This window comes from Microvirga guangxiensis, from assembly GCF_900102135.1.
Lineage (GTDB): Bacteria > Pseudomonadota > Alphaproteobacteria > Rhizobiales > Beijerinckiaceae > Microvirga > Microvirga guangxiensis.
In genome coordinates, this window is sequence record NZ_FMVJ01000002.1 from 60,864 (window position 1) to 75,223 (window position 14,360).

Annotated in this window: 11 protein-coding genes and 1 tRNA gene; 7 read left to right on the forward strand and 5 right to left on the reverse strand. The window is 62.0% G+C overall.

All coding sequences use genetic code 11. From position 1 onward, the window contains the following. Window positions 1-15: 15 nt before the first annotated feature. The 3 genes from BLP10_RS00290 to BLP10_RS00300 form a co-directional block, all read right to left on the reverse strand. Window positions 16-315: a hypothetical protein gene (locus BLP10_RS00290; RefSeq protein ID WP_091127933.1), complete on the reverse strand. Its 300-nt coding sequence runs from the start codon at window positions 313-315 to the stop codon at window positions 16-18. After that, complete coding sequence (locus BLP10_RS00295; RefSeq protein WP_091129927.1) at window positions 312-1,085, reverse strand: DUF2092 domain-containing protein; 774 nt, start codon at window positions 1,083-1,085, stop codon at window positions 312-314. The genes BLP10_RS00290 and BLP10_RS00295 overlap by 4 nt, the downstream gene beginning before the upstream one ends. Window positions 1,086-1,280: 195 nt before the next feature. Further along, window positions 1,281-2,387 (reverse strand): AraC family transcriptional regulator, encoded by a 1,107-nt coding sequence (locus BLP10_RS00300; RefSeq protein ID WP_244510334.1) that lies wholly within the window; start codon window positions 2,385-2,387, stop codon window positions 1,281-1,283. Window positions 2,388-2,670: 283 nt separating this feature from the next. Here BLP10_RS00300 and BLP10_RS00305 point away from each other — a divergent pair, with 283 nt between their 5' ends. From BLP10_RS00305 to BLP10_RS00335, 7 genes are all read left to right on the forward strand, one after another. Continuing rightward, window positions 2,671-3,552: a bile acid:sodium symporter family protein gene (locus tag BLP10_RS00305; protein WP_175493708.1), complete on the forward strand. Its 882-nt coding sequence runs from the start codon at window positions 2,671-2,673 to the stop codon at window positions 3,550-3,552. A gap of 46 nt (window positions 3,553-3,598) precedes the next feature. Further along, on the forward strand, window positions 3,599-4,438 hold the full coding sequence (gene ppk2 / locus BLP10_RS00310; RefSeq protein WP_091127936.1) for a polyphosphate kinase 2: 840 nt from the start codon (window positions 3,599-3,601) through the stop codon (window positions 4,436-4,438). 234 nt (window positions 4,439-4,672) lie between these two features. Then, entirely contained in the window at window positions 4,673-6,319 is a 1,647-nt protein-coding gene (locus BLP10_RS00315; protein WP_091129935.1) for an L-serine ammonia-lyase, read from the forward strand. A 73-nt stretch (window positions 6,320-6,392) separates the two neighbouring features. Then, the gene (pflB, locus tag BLP10_RS00320) at window positions 6,393-8,738 is read left to right on the forward strand and encodes a formate C-acetyltransferase (protein ID WP_244510335.1); all 2,346 of its coding nucleotides are present in this window, start codon (window positions 6,393-6,395) and stop codon (window positions 8,736-8,738) included. A 5-nt stretch (window positions 8,739-8,743) separates the two neighbouring features. Next, window positions 8,744-9,565 (forward strand): pyruvate formate-lyase-activating protein, encoded by an 822-nt coding sequence (gene pflA, locus BLP10_RS00325; RefSeq protein WP_091127938.1) that lies wholly within the window; start codon window positions 8,744-8,746, stop codon window positions 9,563-9,565. Window positions 9,566-9,574: 9 nt separating this feature from the next. Beyond that, window positions 9,575-11,143 (forward strand): aspartate:alanine exchanger family transporter, encoded by a 1,569-nt coding sequence (locus BLP10_RS00330; protein ID WP_091127941.1) that lies wholly within the window; start codon window positions 9,575-9,577, stop codon window positions 11,141-11,143. 156 nt (window positions 11,144-11,299) lie between these two features. Further along, window positions 11,300-12,742: a porin gene (locus BLP10_RS00335; protein ID WP_175493709.1), complete on the forward strand. Its 1,443-nt coding sequence runs from the start codon at window positions 11,300-11,302 to the stop codon at window positions 12,740-12,742. Window positions 12,743-12,925: 183 nt separating this feature from the next. Here the strand turns inward: BLP10_RS00335 and BLP10_RS00340 are convergent. Together BLP10_RS00340 and tgt are read right to left on the reverse strand one after the other, a co-directional pair. After that, window positions 12,926-13,001: transfer RNA gene (locus tag BLP10_RS00340), tRNA-Lys, on the reverse strand. 124 nt (window positions 13,002-13,125) lie between these two features. Then, window positions 13,126-14,307, reverse strand: coding sequence for a tRNA guanosine(34) transglycosylase Tgt (gene tgt, locus BLP10_RS00345; protein ID WP_091127946.1), 1,182 nt, complete (start codon window positions 14,305-14,307; stop codon window positions 13,126-13,128). Window positions 14,308-14,360 lie beyond the last annotated feature (53 nt).

Sequence of the window (14,360 nt, forward strand, 5' to 3'; positions counted from 1 at the left end):
TCCAATCATGGCTGGCTACGGGCAGCGGTAAACGATCTGGCCGTAGGCGTTCACAACCTGCTGGCATCCCGGAGCGGCATAGTAGTATGTCCCCGCAGCGGCGGCTCCTGCAGCCGTTCCGTAGGCGACAGCCCGGCGAGTGGTCCGCCGCGCCACGCCGGCATAGCTCATGGGCGTCGCCGGGCGCCCCACCCTCGCCTCCGCTTGACTGATGAACGGCCCGGACGGAAGGAAACCATCACCGCTCCAGAGCAGAGCAGCACCGCCGGCGATGAGCGCGAGCGCAGCACGACCCACGTATATGAGAATGTTCATTTTGCACCTCCGAGAACGACACCGGCCGGGATGTCATCGATGTCGTTGAGCATGGTAATCGCAACACCGCTGGAGCCTTCCGGCGGTTTGAACGAGAAGGCGTCCTGTGCCTGACTGACGCCGGTCTTCCAGTCTCGGAGCCGTAGCGTGTACTGAGGCGCTGCACCGACCGCCTTGCTGGTGACGACGTATTTGCGGGGCACCGGCCGGTCACCCACCTCGACCCAGATCTGCCAGTCGGTATCGAGATTGCGGAAGGCGAGATGCTCGCACTCGACACCCTCCACGACACCGCGACCAATGTGCTTGGCCTCTAGCACCCCAGCCATCAGCTCCTCATAGGGCTTCGACAGCAGAAGATCGGCCCCTGGAATTTCGACCGGAGCCTCGTTCCGGAGCCGGTCAACGACCTCGTCGAAAGTACCGGCGGCGGGCACCTGGGCAAACCTCTTGCCGCCGCGGTCAAAGACCGTCACGGTGGAACCGTCAGAGATCAACTCGACCTCGGCGTAGCCGCCGGTTCGGCTGACACGGAACTTGTTCGGACGGTTCATGGTGACATCGCCTGAGGCGCTGAACTGGATCTTCTCGACGGCCGGTGTCACGACCTCGACATCGGCATCGTACTTCAGGGACAGGTTTTCCTGACGACTGACGTAGTCCGACATGGCCTTCAGGATGTTCTGAGCGGCACCGTCCTCCGCCCGCGCGGCAGACGCAGATGCGCCAATGACGGCCATGCCTGCGAGAAGGCCCAACGCGGATTTCATGGGCACACCACCAAGACGCAAACAGATCATTCGGTTCATCGTGCGATCCTCCCTGACCATCCCGCGCGAGCACAGCCGCGGAGCGTCCGAGCTGCTGCTTATGGGATCGGCAGCCGGTCGGATCACTCTAGGTCCACCGGAATCCTGTGCTTGACCGGTGGGGACAATCTCTTGACAGTTTTGACCGTCGGCGCGTCAGCCCGGATGACCTTCGCCACGCCACGCAGTGGGGGTCCGGCCCGACCAGCGCCGGAAGGCGCGGGTGAAGGCGCTCGCCTCGGAATAGCCCAGCGCCGCCGCGATCTGTCCCAGCGGCACTGCGGTATCCTGCAGCAACTGGCGGGCGATCTCGAAGCGGATTTCGTTCGTAATGGCCCTGTATCCCATACCGCTCCCTTTGAGGCGACGGCTGAGGGTGCGCCGGTGCATCGCCAACAGATCGGCAATGTCGTCTGCCGAGCAGTGTTTGCTCGTCAGCCGGGTTCGCAGCAGGCGCCGGATGTCGTCTGAAAGGAGAGAACTCTGGGCGCCTTTCATCTGTTGGATCCGTTCCTCCAGCAGGGCCCGCATAACGGGGTCGGCGCCGGGAATCCGGCAGTTCAGATCACTGGTCGGAAAGACGATGATGGCCGTCTCCTGATTGAAGCGAACGGGAGCCCGAAAGAGGCGTCGGTAGGGTTCCTGATCAGGTGGCGCGACCCGTGGCAGCAGAACCTCGGTCGGGTTCCAGTCGGGACCACACAAGGCACGCAAGGCGTTGACCGCGACGGCTAGGGATCCGTCCGAGATCTGATCCGCGCTCTCGGCCTTCGGCTGGTAGATCGAGAACGTGAACAGGGCCGTGTCGCCGATGATCATCAACGATGGGACGGAGCCTCGGTTCTGAATGCTCAGGTTGGAGACGAGCGCTCGCATGGCATCGCCCACGGTCTCCGAGTGCTGCATCAGACGCCCGACCATGCCCAGCGACAGGATCGTAGCGCGCTGGCCGACCAGCAGCCCAAAGTGCGGGCAGCGGGTACGCGCCACGCTCAGCGTGAGCAGCCGGCCCAGGGCCGCATGAGGGATCACGTTCGCGCCATCGTCGAACAGATGCGGGTCGAGCCCCGCTTCGCGGATGATCGGATCGGGATCGATGCCGAAATCGCGCAAGGTCGGGGCTATCTCCTTAGCGACACCCAGGTGAATGTAGCCAGGCGGCAGCGTTCGCCCGGGGCCCGCCAGAACCGTTGGCGGAATTGTTGAGGAGCTCTCTCGACCGATACTCGTGGACGGAGGCACGATGCTTCTGATCATCGTCATGGCCGCCTCGCCGTATTCTCAAGCGTCACTGAAAGCTAATGGGTCTTGCGCGACTGCACGGTGCGAAATCGCACGGTCGCAGCAACTGAACGCATCACCGAAAACCAGAGTCTTCTCAGGCACCGCACAGCTTAACCAGAGATTGGGGCTATTTCACGGAAGCTACTTCCGCGCTGTCCGATCCGGTCAAGGGTCTGTCCCAAACCGTCAAGCCCGCCTGATCAACCAACGCCATGATGGCCAGCACTGCTCGGCCGATGCGGCGGGCTAGGGAGGGATGCGGATGAGCCTGGACCGGCTGATCAGTGTTCTCGTCGCTGTCACCCTGATCGAGATGATGCTCGCCACCGGGCTCGGCGTCCGGCTTGCGGACGTCATCCGTGTCGCCGGAAACGGGCAGCAACTCCTCTCTGCTGGCCTGATCAATTACGTAGCCGTCCCGGCAGCTGCAATTGTCCTGATCCTCCTTGTGGGCGGCGATCCGCCTTTCGCAGTCGGAGTTCTCCTTCTCGCGGTGTGCCCGGGGGCCCCTTATGGCCCTCCCCTGACAGCCCTCGCTCGCGGTGCCACGGCAACCGCTGTTGGGTTGATGGTGATCCTAGCCGGCTCGTCAGTGGTCGTGGCGCCGCTGCTTCTCTTCTTTCTTCTCCCGCTCACAACGGAAGCGACAGGCCTGCAGCTCCACGCCTTTGCGATGGTCGAAGCTATTATGGTGACACAACTTCTACCCCTTTGTTGCGGGCTCGCTATCAGCCACCGACGACCGGACCTGGCCAAGAGATGGCTAGGTCCTGCTGTCGCCGTCGGCAAGGTTCTCAACGCAGCGGCTCTCGTCCTTATCCTCACGTCTCAGTTCCCACAGCTGCTGGATGTCCGAGCTGGGAGGATGATGGGCATGCTGAGCCTGCTGGGCTTCAGCCTTGCGGCCGGATGGAGTGCCGGCGGCCGGTGGAGCGCGGATCGTAAGGCGATGGCTCTTACAACCTCAATCCGCAATGTCGGCCTTGGCTTGGTGATCGCTTCCAGCACCTTCGCGGGAACGCCGGTGGTCGCAACGGTCGTCGTCTATGGCCTGTTGCAACTCCTCGGGTCGTTCCTGCTCACCCTGTGGTGGCGGCGCACATCGGATGAGTTACGGCCGGACCGGCAGGCGAGCGCGCCATGATGGACGTCCATGGTGTCATGGAATGCAATCGGAAAGGAGCACGACGATGAGCCGGCAAGATGTCATGAAGGCGAACAAGGCTGCCGACGATCATGCGGACGCCGATCCCACGCCCATGAAGCGGAAGGAGTTCGAAAGTGAGCTGAGACAGCTCCAAGTCGAGCTTGTGCGCCTGCAAACCTGGGTCAAGGCGACAGGCGCAAGGATCATCGTGATCTTCGAGGGGCGTGACACCGCTGGCAAGGGCGGCGTGATCAGCCGCATCACGCAACGGGTGAGCCCTCGTGTGTTCCGGCATGTCGCGCTGCCGGCACCGACCGAGCGCGAGAGGAGCCAACTCTACATCCAGCGCTACATCGCCCACTTCCCGGCTGCCGGAGAGATCGTGCTGTTCGACCGCTCCTGGTACAACCGGGCTGGCGTCGAACGGGTGATGGGCTTCTGCACCACGGATGAGTACGAACGGTTCATGCGCCTCGTGCCGTCTTTCGAGAGGGAGATCGTGGACAACGGCATCATCCTGCTCAAGTACTTTCTCGACGTGAGCCAGGACGAGCAGCGCCGTCGCTTCGCCGATCGTATCAAAGATCCCATCAAGCATTGGAAGCTCAGCCCGATGGACACCGAGTCAGTGCGGCGCTGGTGGGATTACACGAGGGCCTACCAGGATATGCTGCGTGCCACCGACACATCCGCCTGCCCATGGTACATCGTTCTATCCGATGACAAGCGCCGGGCACGCCTCAATCTGATCGCGCACATGCTCAGCCAGATCCCGTACAAGAAGGTGAAAGTCGAACTCCCGAATGTGCCGAAAGCGGAGCCGCGACCGAAGGGTGCCGAGACTAGGCTGCCCTCGAATAACATCGTACCGGTACGGTACTGACGCTTTTCTCGGAAGATGAGTTTGAAGTTGCGGTCCTATTCACGGAACCGGTTGGCGATGTTTGAAGACCTGCTGTCCTAAACAGTCAAAGGCTTGTCCTCTTCAGTCAAGCACATGCCCCAGACAGACATAGGATGCTGTCAGAAGGAAGAAAGATTCTGCTTCACATCAGAACGAGGGCGGAGGAGCCTCAAGATTGATGCGCCTCCGTTGCTTGAGCAGGAGGACGCGCTCATGACTCGCTCCAGCAAGGACGACGAGCTGTTTCCGGAATCGCCCGAACCGATCACCCTCCCGTCAGGCATCGACCGCCGGGCGTTCCTCATACGCCATGCTGCCATAGGCGCAGCAGCAGTAATGACCGGCACGACATGGGCTCCTGAGGCCCGCGCACAGCAGGCCGCCACGGAGGCTGCCGCGCAGCAGGCCAAGAAGGAAGCTGCAGGAGGCGATGCCGGCCTCAAGATGAGCTCGGCATTGTCACCCGACCTCGACGTCGTCAAGTCGTCGAAAGGGCCGGTCATGACTGTTGCGGACGAGTTCTACAAGGTCGGCCCCGGCCCCTCAAGCTCGCACACGATCGGACCGATGCGCATCACCTACGACTTCTACCAGCGCTGCACGAAATTGCCCTCAGATCAGCTCGCACAGGCCAGCGGCCTCAAGGTTCACCTCTTCGGCAGCTTGAGCGCCACCGGCAAGGGGCACGGCACCGAGCGTGCCGCTCTGGCGGGCCTCGTGGGCAAGGAACCCGCCACCGTGGACCCGCGCTTCCTCGACGAGATGATTGCCAAGCCGGACCAGACTTATCCGGTGAAGCTCGGAAGCAAAACGTTCAACCTCTCGCTGGCTGACATTGTCTACGATGCGCCAAAGGGGGACTTCCCTCACCCGAACACCATGACGGCACGCCTCATGGCCGGCGACAAGGTTCTCTACGAGCAGGAGTACTATTCGGTCGGCGGCGGGTTCATCGAGTGGAAGGGCTACGAGCCGCCTAAGAAAGGGCAGCCGAAGTATCCTTACGCGACGATGAAGGAGTTGCGCCAGCACGCCGAGGCCAACAACCTTTCGGTTGCCGATGTCATGATGGCGAACGAGATCGCCGTGTCCGGCAAGAGCGAGGAAGAAATCAACGCGTTCCTGGACAAGATCGCCAACGCGATGATCGCCACGGTGAAGACCGGTCTGTCCTACAAGGATGACGTTTTGCCTGGGCCGATCAAGCTTCATTCCAAGGCCGCCACGGTCCACGAGCGGGCGATGGACGACACCTACATGAGCGACCGCGCCATCGGTCTGGTCTCGGCCTTCGCCCTGGCGGCTTCCGAGGAGAATGCCCGTGGCCATCTCGTGATCACGGCTCCCACCGGCGGGTCGGCTGGGGTGATGCCAGCTGTCGTCTACGCCCTGACCCAAAGCGACCGCGCGGTGCCGATGGACAAGATCCGGGAAGGTTTGCTGGCCGGCTTGGCCATCGGCTATCTGTGCAAGCACAACGCGACTTTGGCCGCGGCAGAAGGTGGATGTCAGGCTGAGATCGGTGTCGCCTCCGCGATGGCGGCCGCTCTGATCACGCAGGTGCTGAACCAGCCGCCGCAAGTGATCGAGAATGCAGCCGAGTCGGCCCTGGAACACCACCTCGGCATGACATGCGATCCAGTCGCCGGCTACGTGCAGGTGCCCTGCATCGAGCGCTGCGCCTTCGGGGCCGTGAAGGCCTGGACGGCCGCGATGATCGCCACCAACGAGATCGCTAGCCGACATCGTGTCGATCTGGACACGACGATCAAGACGCTGTCCGACACCGCCAAGGACATGAACCCGAAGTACAAGGAAACGAGCGAGGCAGGTTTGGCCCAGAACCTGGTGCTCTGCTGAGGTTCGCAACGGCTGCACAAGCGGCTGAAGATGCGTTCAACGAAGGTCCCAAACGCTGCCGAAGGAGGCCATCATGCCCAGTGAAGCCATTGCTGCGCAGAGGTCTGGGAAGACGCGGAAGCAACATGTCGGAGAGCAGCCGGCTTCAAGGCACCGAGCTGGCGCCTCCCCCGCATCCGATGCCTCCGCTTCGGTGCATGAATGGACTGGATTCGTGCCTGGACGCTGGCAGAACACCGTCGACGTCCGCGACTTCATCCAGCGCAACGTCACTCCCTATGACGGGGACGAGGAGTTTCTATCCGGACCCAGTGAACGTACGAAGGCTGTCTGGGCAAAGCTGCAACCGTACTTCCAGGAGGAAATCCGCAAGGGTGTCCTCGACGTCGATGCAAAGATACCTTCCTCCATGACCTCGCATGCACCCGGCTACATCGACCGCGATAACGAGGTCATCGTCGGATTGCAGACCGACGCGCCCTTCCGGCGCGCGATCATGCCGTATGGCGGATTGCGCATGGTCGAAGCCGGTTTGAAGGCCGCCGGGTTCGAGCCTGACCCGATCGTGCACGAAACCTTCACCAAGTACCGCAAGACCCATAATGACGGCGTCTTCGATGCCTACACGCCTGAGATCATGGCATGCCGGCGCAGCCACATCATCACCGGCCTGCCCGACTCCTATGGCCGCGGCAGGATCATCGGCGATTATCGCCGAGTGGCCTTGTACGGCACGGACAAATTGCTGGCGGCGAAACGCGGCGAGCGGGCGCTTCTCGACGCCAAGTGGCCGACCGACGATGTCATCCGCGAGCGCGAAGAATTGGCCGAGCAGATGCGTGCCCTGGCCGACTTGGCGGAGATGGCCAAGAACTACGGGTTCAACATCACACGTCCAGCGGCAGATGCGCGCGAGGCCGTGCAGTGGACCTATTTCGGCTATCTCGGAGCGATCAAGGAGGCCAATGGCGCGGCCATGTCCATTGGCCGCATCTCATCCTTCCTCGACATCTATATTGAACGCGACCTGAGGAGCGGCGCTCTCGATGAAGCGGGCGCCCAGGAACTCATCGACCAGCTTGTTCAGAAGCTGCGCATCGTCCGCTTCCTGCGCACGCCCGACTACGACGCCTTGTTCTCGGGCGATCCCTACTGGGCCACCGAATGCGTCGGCGGCATGGATCTGAACGGCCGTCCCCTTGTCACGCGAACCAGCTTCCGGATGCTTCATACGCTCACGAATCTGGGCCCCGCCCCGGAGCCCAACATGACGGTGCTCTGGTCGAAGCAGTTGCCCGATGGCTTCAAGCGCTACTGCATCAAGGTCTCGGCTGAGACCTCGTCCATCCAGTACGAGAACGATGATCTGATGCGTCCTTATTGGGGAGACGATTACGGCATTGCCTGCTGCGTGTCGGCCATGCGCATCGGGAACCAGATGCAGTTCTTCGGAGCGCGGGTAAACCTCGCCAAGTGCCTTCTCTACGCCATCAACGGCGGACGGGATGAGGTCAGCGGCGAGCAGGTCGGCCCAGCGGCTTCCCCCGTCTCCGGCGACGTCCTCGACTACGATAACGTCATGGCAAAGTTCGACACCATGATGGAGTGGCTGGCACGAACTTACGTCCACGCCATGAACTGCATCCACTACATGCACGACAAGTACTACTACGAGCGTCTGGAGATGGCGCTGCATGACCAGCAGATCCTGCGCACGATGGCGTTCGGCATTGCCGGCCTGTCGGTTGTCGCGGACAGCCTGTCGGCGATCAAGCACGCGAAGGTCAAGCCGATCCGCCGCGATGACGGATTGATCGTCGAGTACGAGATCGAGGGCGGCTACCCGCAATACGGCAACAACGATGATCGCGTCGACACCATTGCGGCCGATCTCGTCTCCTCCTTCATGAGAAAGATCCGCAAGCATCCGACCTACCGAAATGCCGTCCACACGCAGTCGGTGCTGACCATCACGAGCAATGTCGTCTACGGCAAGCATACGGGCAATACGCCGGACGGCCGCAAGGCTGGCGAGCCGTTCGCTCCTGGCGCAAACCCGATGCACGGGCGTGACAATCATGGATGGCTCGCCTCATGCCTGTCGGTCGCCAAGCTGCCCTATGCCGATGCACAGGACGGCATCAGCTACACCGTGTCGATCACGCCGAGCCTTAATCGCCTCGACCAGGGCGAGAAGATCAAGCAGGCGGTGAAGGTGCTCGATACCTATTGTGGTCAAGGCGGGTTCCACATGAACCTCAACGTTCTCAACCGCGACACCCTGATCGATGCGATGGAGCACCCGGACAAGTACCCGCAGCTGACGATCCGGGTCTCGGGCTATGCGGTCAACTTCGTCCGCCTCACGCGCGAGCAACAGATGGACGTGATCAGCCGCACCTTCCATGGAGATGGGTGAGAAGCATGGCCGACGAGCCTTGGGCCCATAGCCGGTACGACCTGCAACAGGCGCGCTCTCCGGACGCTCCAGAGACGGCCACCTTTGATGATCCTCGAGGTGACTTCGGTTGGATCCACTCCTACGAAACCGGATCCACCCTCGACGGCCCCGGAATCCGGGTCGTCGTGTTCATGAGCGGCTGCCTGCTGCGCTGCCTGTACTGCCACAACCCGGATACCTGGCACCTTAAAGACGGCACACGCGTCTCGTTCGAGCGCGCCAAAACTGCGCTCGCAGCCTATGCCGCGCCATTGCGGGCCATGGACGGAGGACTGACGATATCCGGTGGGGAACCGCTGGTTCAGACGCACTTCACGAAGCGCCTCTTTGCCGCCGCCAAGGCAATGGGCCTCCATACGGCTCTGGATACGTCGGGTTTTCTCGGCACGCGCGCCGACGACGAGTATCTGCGTCAGGTCGATCTCGTGCTGCTCGACATCAAATCCTGGGATCCGGAGACCTACCGCCGTGTCGTAGGGCAGGACATCAAGCCGACCCTGCAGTTCGCTGAACGCCTCGCCGCCATTGGCAAGCCGGTCTGGGTGCGGTTCGTGCTCGTGCCAGGACTGACCGACGCCCCTGCCAATGTCGAAGGCATCGCCCGCTTCGTCGCCCCGATGCGCAACGTCGAGTGGGTCGAGGTCCTCCCATTTCATCAGATGGGAGCCTTCAAGTGGAAGGCGATGGGCCTGAACTACCAGCTCTCCGACACTCCTATGCCCTCCCCTGATTTGGTGGCGCGGGTGCTTGGGCAGTTCCGGGAGGCAGGTTGCCGCGCAAGATGAGGGAAGCCGATGCTCGATCTCCTCCGCACGCTGCTTGAAGCCTCGCCCCTGCTGGCGCTGTTCCTCGCCATCGCCACGGGCTATGCCCTCGGGCAGATCTCGATTGCCGGCGTTTCCTTCGGTGCGGGCGCTGTTCTGTTCACCGGCCTGATCATCGGCGCCATCACCCCGAAGGCGGCGCCTCCGGGGCTGGTCGGCACGCTAGGCCTCGTGATGTTCGTCTACGGTGTCGGCATACAATACGGCCCGCAGTTCTTTGCGAGCCTCAAAGGGCCTGGTCTCAAGTACATCGCCCTAGCAGCGGCAGGAGTGATCGCGTCGCTCCTTGTCGCGATGGCGCTTGCAGGCCCCCTTGGCATCTCGATGGCTACGGCGGCCGGCTTGTTCGCCGGTTCCGGCACGAGCACGCCCACCCTCCAGGCAGCCCTCGCGGCAGCAGGCAACCAAGACCCCGCCATTGGCTACTCGGTGTCCTATCCCTTCGGAGTGATCGGGCCGATCGTCCTGATGACCATGATGGCGGCTTGGCTCAAACCCGTATTCAAGGCTCCAACGCAGAATGTTCGGATCGCCGAGCTGACACTCGAGGCAGCCACCGAGGACCACACGGTCGAGGAGATCTCCTCCGTTCTGCCGGCCGACGTCAAGATCGTCGCGGTACGCCAGCAGCACATGAATGCGCCGCCGAGGCCCGGAACCGTCCTTCATGAGGGGGATGGGCTGCTACTGGTCGGCTCTCCGGCTGGCATCGAGCGGGCAAAAGCCGCCATCGGGCACGAGGATCCTGGGCGCATCAGCCGTGACCGGGCGAATTATGACGTGGTGCGCGTCTACGTGTCGAAAGCCGCCTTCGTTGGAAAGCATGTGCATGAGCTCTCGCTTCCTGACTTTCCCGTCCTGATCTCTCATATCCGCCGGGGAGACAGCGACATCATGGCGTCCGCCGACCTGATGCTGGAGTTCGGCGACCTGATCGTGGCGGCGGTTCCCAGCGACCGGAAGGCCGAGATCCAGCGTCACTTCGGCGACAGCATCAAGGGCAATGCCGAACTGTCATTCGTCTCAATCGGCGTCGGGATCGCGCTGGGTCTCCTGCTCGGCATGATCCCGGTTCCCCTGCCAAGTGGCGGCACCTTCAGCCTCGGCGTGGCCGGCGGACCGCTCGTCATGGCCCTCATTCTGGGCTGGCTCGGCCGCACCGGACCGCTAGGCTGGAAGATCCCGGTGGTTGCCAACCTGGTCCTGCGCAACCTCGGCCTGTCGGTGTTCATCGGATCGGTCGCCATCGGCGCGGGCAGCCCCTTCGTGCAGACAGTCGCCACAAACGGCGTTCAGATCCTCCTCGGCGGCGCTGCCGTGCTTCTCACGCTGGTCCTGATCGTGCTGGTCGGCGGATATCTGATGCAGATCCCTTTCGACGATCTTCTCGGCGTCTGCGCCGGCTCGACCGGAAATCCCGCTATCGTCGTCGCCGCAGGGCGGCTGGCTCCGACCGAGAGGACGGACATCGGCTATGCGATCTGCTTTCCGAGCATGACCATCGTGAAGATCATCGCCGTCCAAGTTCTCCTGAGTTGAGTCAACAAGGACCACGTGATGGCTGGTGCCATTCAGCAACGTCGAAAGAAATTTTCGGGTTCTCAGACCCGAGTCTTTGAAGGCTTACTTGACGCGGTTTACCCGCTTGCTTCATCGTTCATCAGCACGGCTGGGCTTAGTCTTGGAGTTTACACCATGGCGTCTGTCCGAACTCTGTTGCTTGGATGCGCGGCGATTATAACCGGCAGCGCGCAAGCCGCCGACCTTCCTGCGAAAACCGCAGCCCCCGTCGAATATGTGCGAATCTGCTCCACGCACGGAGACGGCTTCTTCTACATTCCGGGAACCGAGACCTGCCTGCGTGTCAGCGGCCGTGTTCGCGCCGAGTATCTTTATCTCGAACCATTCGAGCGTTCACAGGACGCGATCGGCTTTAGAGCCCGCGGCCGCATCAACCTCGATGCCCGCACAGCCACGGCTTACGGATTGCTGCGCACCTACATCCGCATGGAGATGACCCGGAACACCGGTGCTTACGAGTTCAGCTCCACTAGCCCCGAGATTTCCCAGGCCTTCATCCAGTTCGGCGGCCTGACCGCCGGTCGTGCGGTTTCGTTTTTCACGAGCCCAGACCTACCGGCCCCGAACTTCGGCGATCTGCGCTTCGATGATCCCTCGAACGCCGAGGTGAACCTGCTGGCCTACACCTTCTCATTCGGCAATGGCTTCTCGGCCACTCTGTCTCTTGAGGATGGGACCGAGCGCAGGATTCACAACGAACTCTTTTTTCCCTTGTTCGGTGCAGGGGCGACAAGTCCGGTCTTTGCGCCGATTGCCTCGACCTATGCAGGCGAGCGAATGCCGGATGTCGTCGGCAACCTTCGCTACACCGGCACCTGGGGCGAGGTGCAGCTCTCCGCCGCCCTGCACCAGATCCGCGATGTGTCGGCGGGTCTCGCGACGGTGGGCGGGGTCGTCGTACCGGTGCTGAACCCGATCACCGGCCTGCCCAATCCGACCTTTGCAGACACGGAATACGGCTTCGCGCTAGGGGCTCATGGCTATGTGAACGTGCCGGCTCTCGGAGAGGGCGATACCGTATGGCTCTCGGCCGCCTATACGGATGGGGCGATCGGCTATCTCAATGCCGGTCAGGCGGGCGCGATCAACAATGGCTTCATCAGCGCCGGTTCCTTAGCACTGCCCTTCACGGATGCCTTTGTCGACCCGTTCACGGGCGAGTTCAAGACCAACAAGGCCTACGCCATTGCAGGCGGCCTCAATCACAACTGGAGCCCGACCTGGCAGACCAACATCTTCGGATCCTGGATGCGCTTCGATGCGCCCGGAGGCGCGCGATACGAGGTACCGACAACGGCTGCGACGCTTGCCGATGGATCGGCCGGCACGACCACAGGTCTCGTCGACTTCGACGAGTATCGCGTCGGTGCCAACGTGATCTGGACACCGGTAAAGAACTTCCAGATCGGCGTCGAAGCACTCTACATCAGACTTGATCCCCGCCAACGCATAGCCGTCCCGCTCACGACGGCTTCCGGCGCTCCGACCGGCACCTTCCGATCAGCCGGTTCGGAAGATAACTGGGAGGGACGCCTGCGCGTCCAGCGCGACTTCTGAGTGCTTTAGACCGTCGAGGGATTATTTTCGCTGATTCCGGCAGTAAGGGTTCAAGCTGTGGTTGAACTGATGCGATAGCAGGAGAAAAGCCCACTCAGTCGAGCTTGCTTCCTATCTCTTCCCAGGTCCAGGTTTCCGGGAAGCAGACCAAACCTATTCAGCATTCAAGTGCTTGAAAAGGTTTGGTGAGCGCGCTGGGACTCGAACCCAGGACCCTCTGATTAAAAGTCAGATGCTCTACCGGCTGAGCTACGCGCTCCTGAGGGTGAGCCCGAAATAGGGGCTCTTCGGCGATGGGTCAATCGAAAAGCCCCGGTTTAAGACTGAAATTCTCAACTCCACACATCAAAGGCCATTTTTCCACGGAGAACGGGAGAGTTCTCTCAACCCTCTGCAGGGGTCGCGATGTTGTCGGCATGGTGTCCGATCTCGGCCTTGCCGTCCCGCTCGCCCTTGGCCCATCCCTCTTTTATCTCGCCGATATGATCTTCGAGGCGGCCCTCGGCGATGGCCTTGCGAAGGCCCGCCATGAGTTCCTGGTAGTAAGCCAAATTGTTCCAGGTCAGCAGCATCATGCCCAGGATCTCGTTCGAGCGGACAAGATGGTGGAGGTAAGCTCGGCTATAGGTATTCGAGGCCGTGCATTTCGAGCTTTCGTCGAGAGGACGGGTGTCTTCAGCGAAGCGCGCATTGCGCAGGTTCATGCGACCATGTTTGGTGAAGACCTGTCCGTGACGCCCGGCGCGGGTGGGCATGACGCAATCGAACATATCCACCCCCCGGCGCACGGCTTCCACGATGTCGTCGGGCGTACCGACACCCATGAGATAGCGGGGCTTTTCCTTAGGCATGTGCGGCTCGACCGTTTCGATCATGCGCAGCATCACATCCTGAGGCTCGCCGACAGCCAAGCCTCCGATAGCATAGCCCTTAAGGTCCAAAGCCGCGAGTTCCCGAGCGCTCTCGATGCGAAGCCGCTCCACGGCGCCGCCTTGGACGATCCCGAACATGGCCTTGCCCGGCTGTTCTCCGAAAGCGATGCGGCAGCGCTCTGCCCAGCGCAGGGATAGGCGCATAGCTCGCTCGGCCTCCTCGTCGGAGCACGGCAGGCGGACGCATTCATCGAGCTGCATTTGAATATCGGAGCCAAGGAGGCCCTGGATCTCGATCGAGCGCTCCGGCGACATGAAGTGCTTCGAGCCGTCGATATGGGATTGGAAGGTCACTCCGGTCTCGTCGACCTTGCGCAGGGCCGCCAGCGACATGACCTGGAAACCGCCCGAGTCGGTCAGAATCGGATAGGGCCAGTTCATGAATTTGTGCAGCCCGCCGAGTCGCGCCACTCGCTCTGCCCCGGGACGGAGCATGAGGTGGTAGGTATTGCCGAGCACCACATCCGCCCCCAGCGCCTTCACCTGGTCCGGATACATGGCCTTCACGGTGGCCGCCGTGCCCACGGGCATGAACGCTGGCGTGCGAATGACGCCACGCGGCATCCGGATCTCGCCGGTGCGTGCCATGCCGTCTGTCTTGTTGACGGTAAAGGTGAACTGATCGGTGGTCATTCGGTCCTCATGGGATCGGCTTGAGCCCTCGCGGGCACGAAGGGCAGAGATGG

Excerpts from the sequence above, each read along its gene's own strand:
- BLP10_RS00290 (WP_091127933.1), bottom strand. The coding sequence starts at position 315 with ATGAACATTCTCATATACGTGGGTCGTGCTGCGCTCGCGCTCATCGCC.
- BLP10_RS00295 (WP_091129927.1), bottom strand. The coding sequence starts at position 1,085 with ATGAAATCCGCGTTGGGCCTTCTCGCAGGCATGGCCGTCATTGGCGCA.
- BLP10_RS00300 (WP_244510334.1), bottom strand. The coding sequence starts at position 2,387 with ATGACGATGATCAGAAGCATCGTGCCTCCGTCCACGAGTATCGGTCGA.
- BLP10_RS00305 (WP_175493708.1), top strand. The coding sequence starts at position 2,671 with ATGAGCCTGGACCGGCTGATCAGTGTTCTCGTCGCTGTCACCCTGATC.
- ppk2 (WP_091127936.1), top strand. The coding sequence starts at position 3,599 with ATGAGCCGGCAAGATGTCATGAAGGCGAACAAGGCTGCCGACGATCAT.
- BLP10_RS00315 (WP_091129935.1), top strand. The coding sequence starts at position 4,673 with ATGACTCGCTCCAGCAAGGACGACGAGCTGTTTCCGGAATCGCCCGAA.
- pflB (WP_244510335.1), top strand. The coding sequence starts at position 6,393 with ATGCCCAGTGAAGCCATTGCTGCGCAGAGGTCTGGGAAGACGCGGAAG.
- pflA (WP_091127938.1), top strand. The coding sequence starts at position 8,744 with ATGGCCGACGAGCCTTGGGCCCATAGCCGGTACGACCTGCAACAGGCG.
- BLP10_RS00330 (WP_091127941.1), top strand. The coding sequence starts at position 9,575 with ATGCTCGATCTCCTCCGCACGCTGCTTGAAGCCTCGCCCCTGCTGGCG.
- BLP10_RS00335 (WP_175493709.1), top strand. The coding sequence starts at position 11,300 with ATGGCGTCTGTCCGAACTCTGTTGCTTGGATGCGCGGCGATTATAACC.
- tgt (WP_091127946.1), bottom strand. The coding sequence starts at position 14,307 with ATGACCACCGATCAGTTCACCTTTACCGTCAACAAGACAGACGGCATG.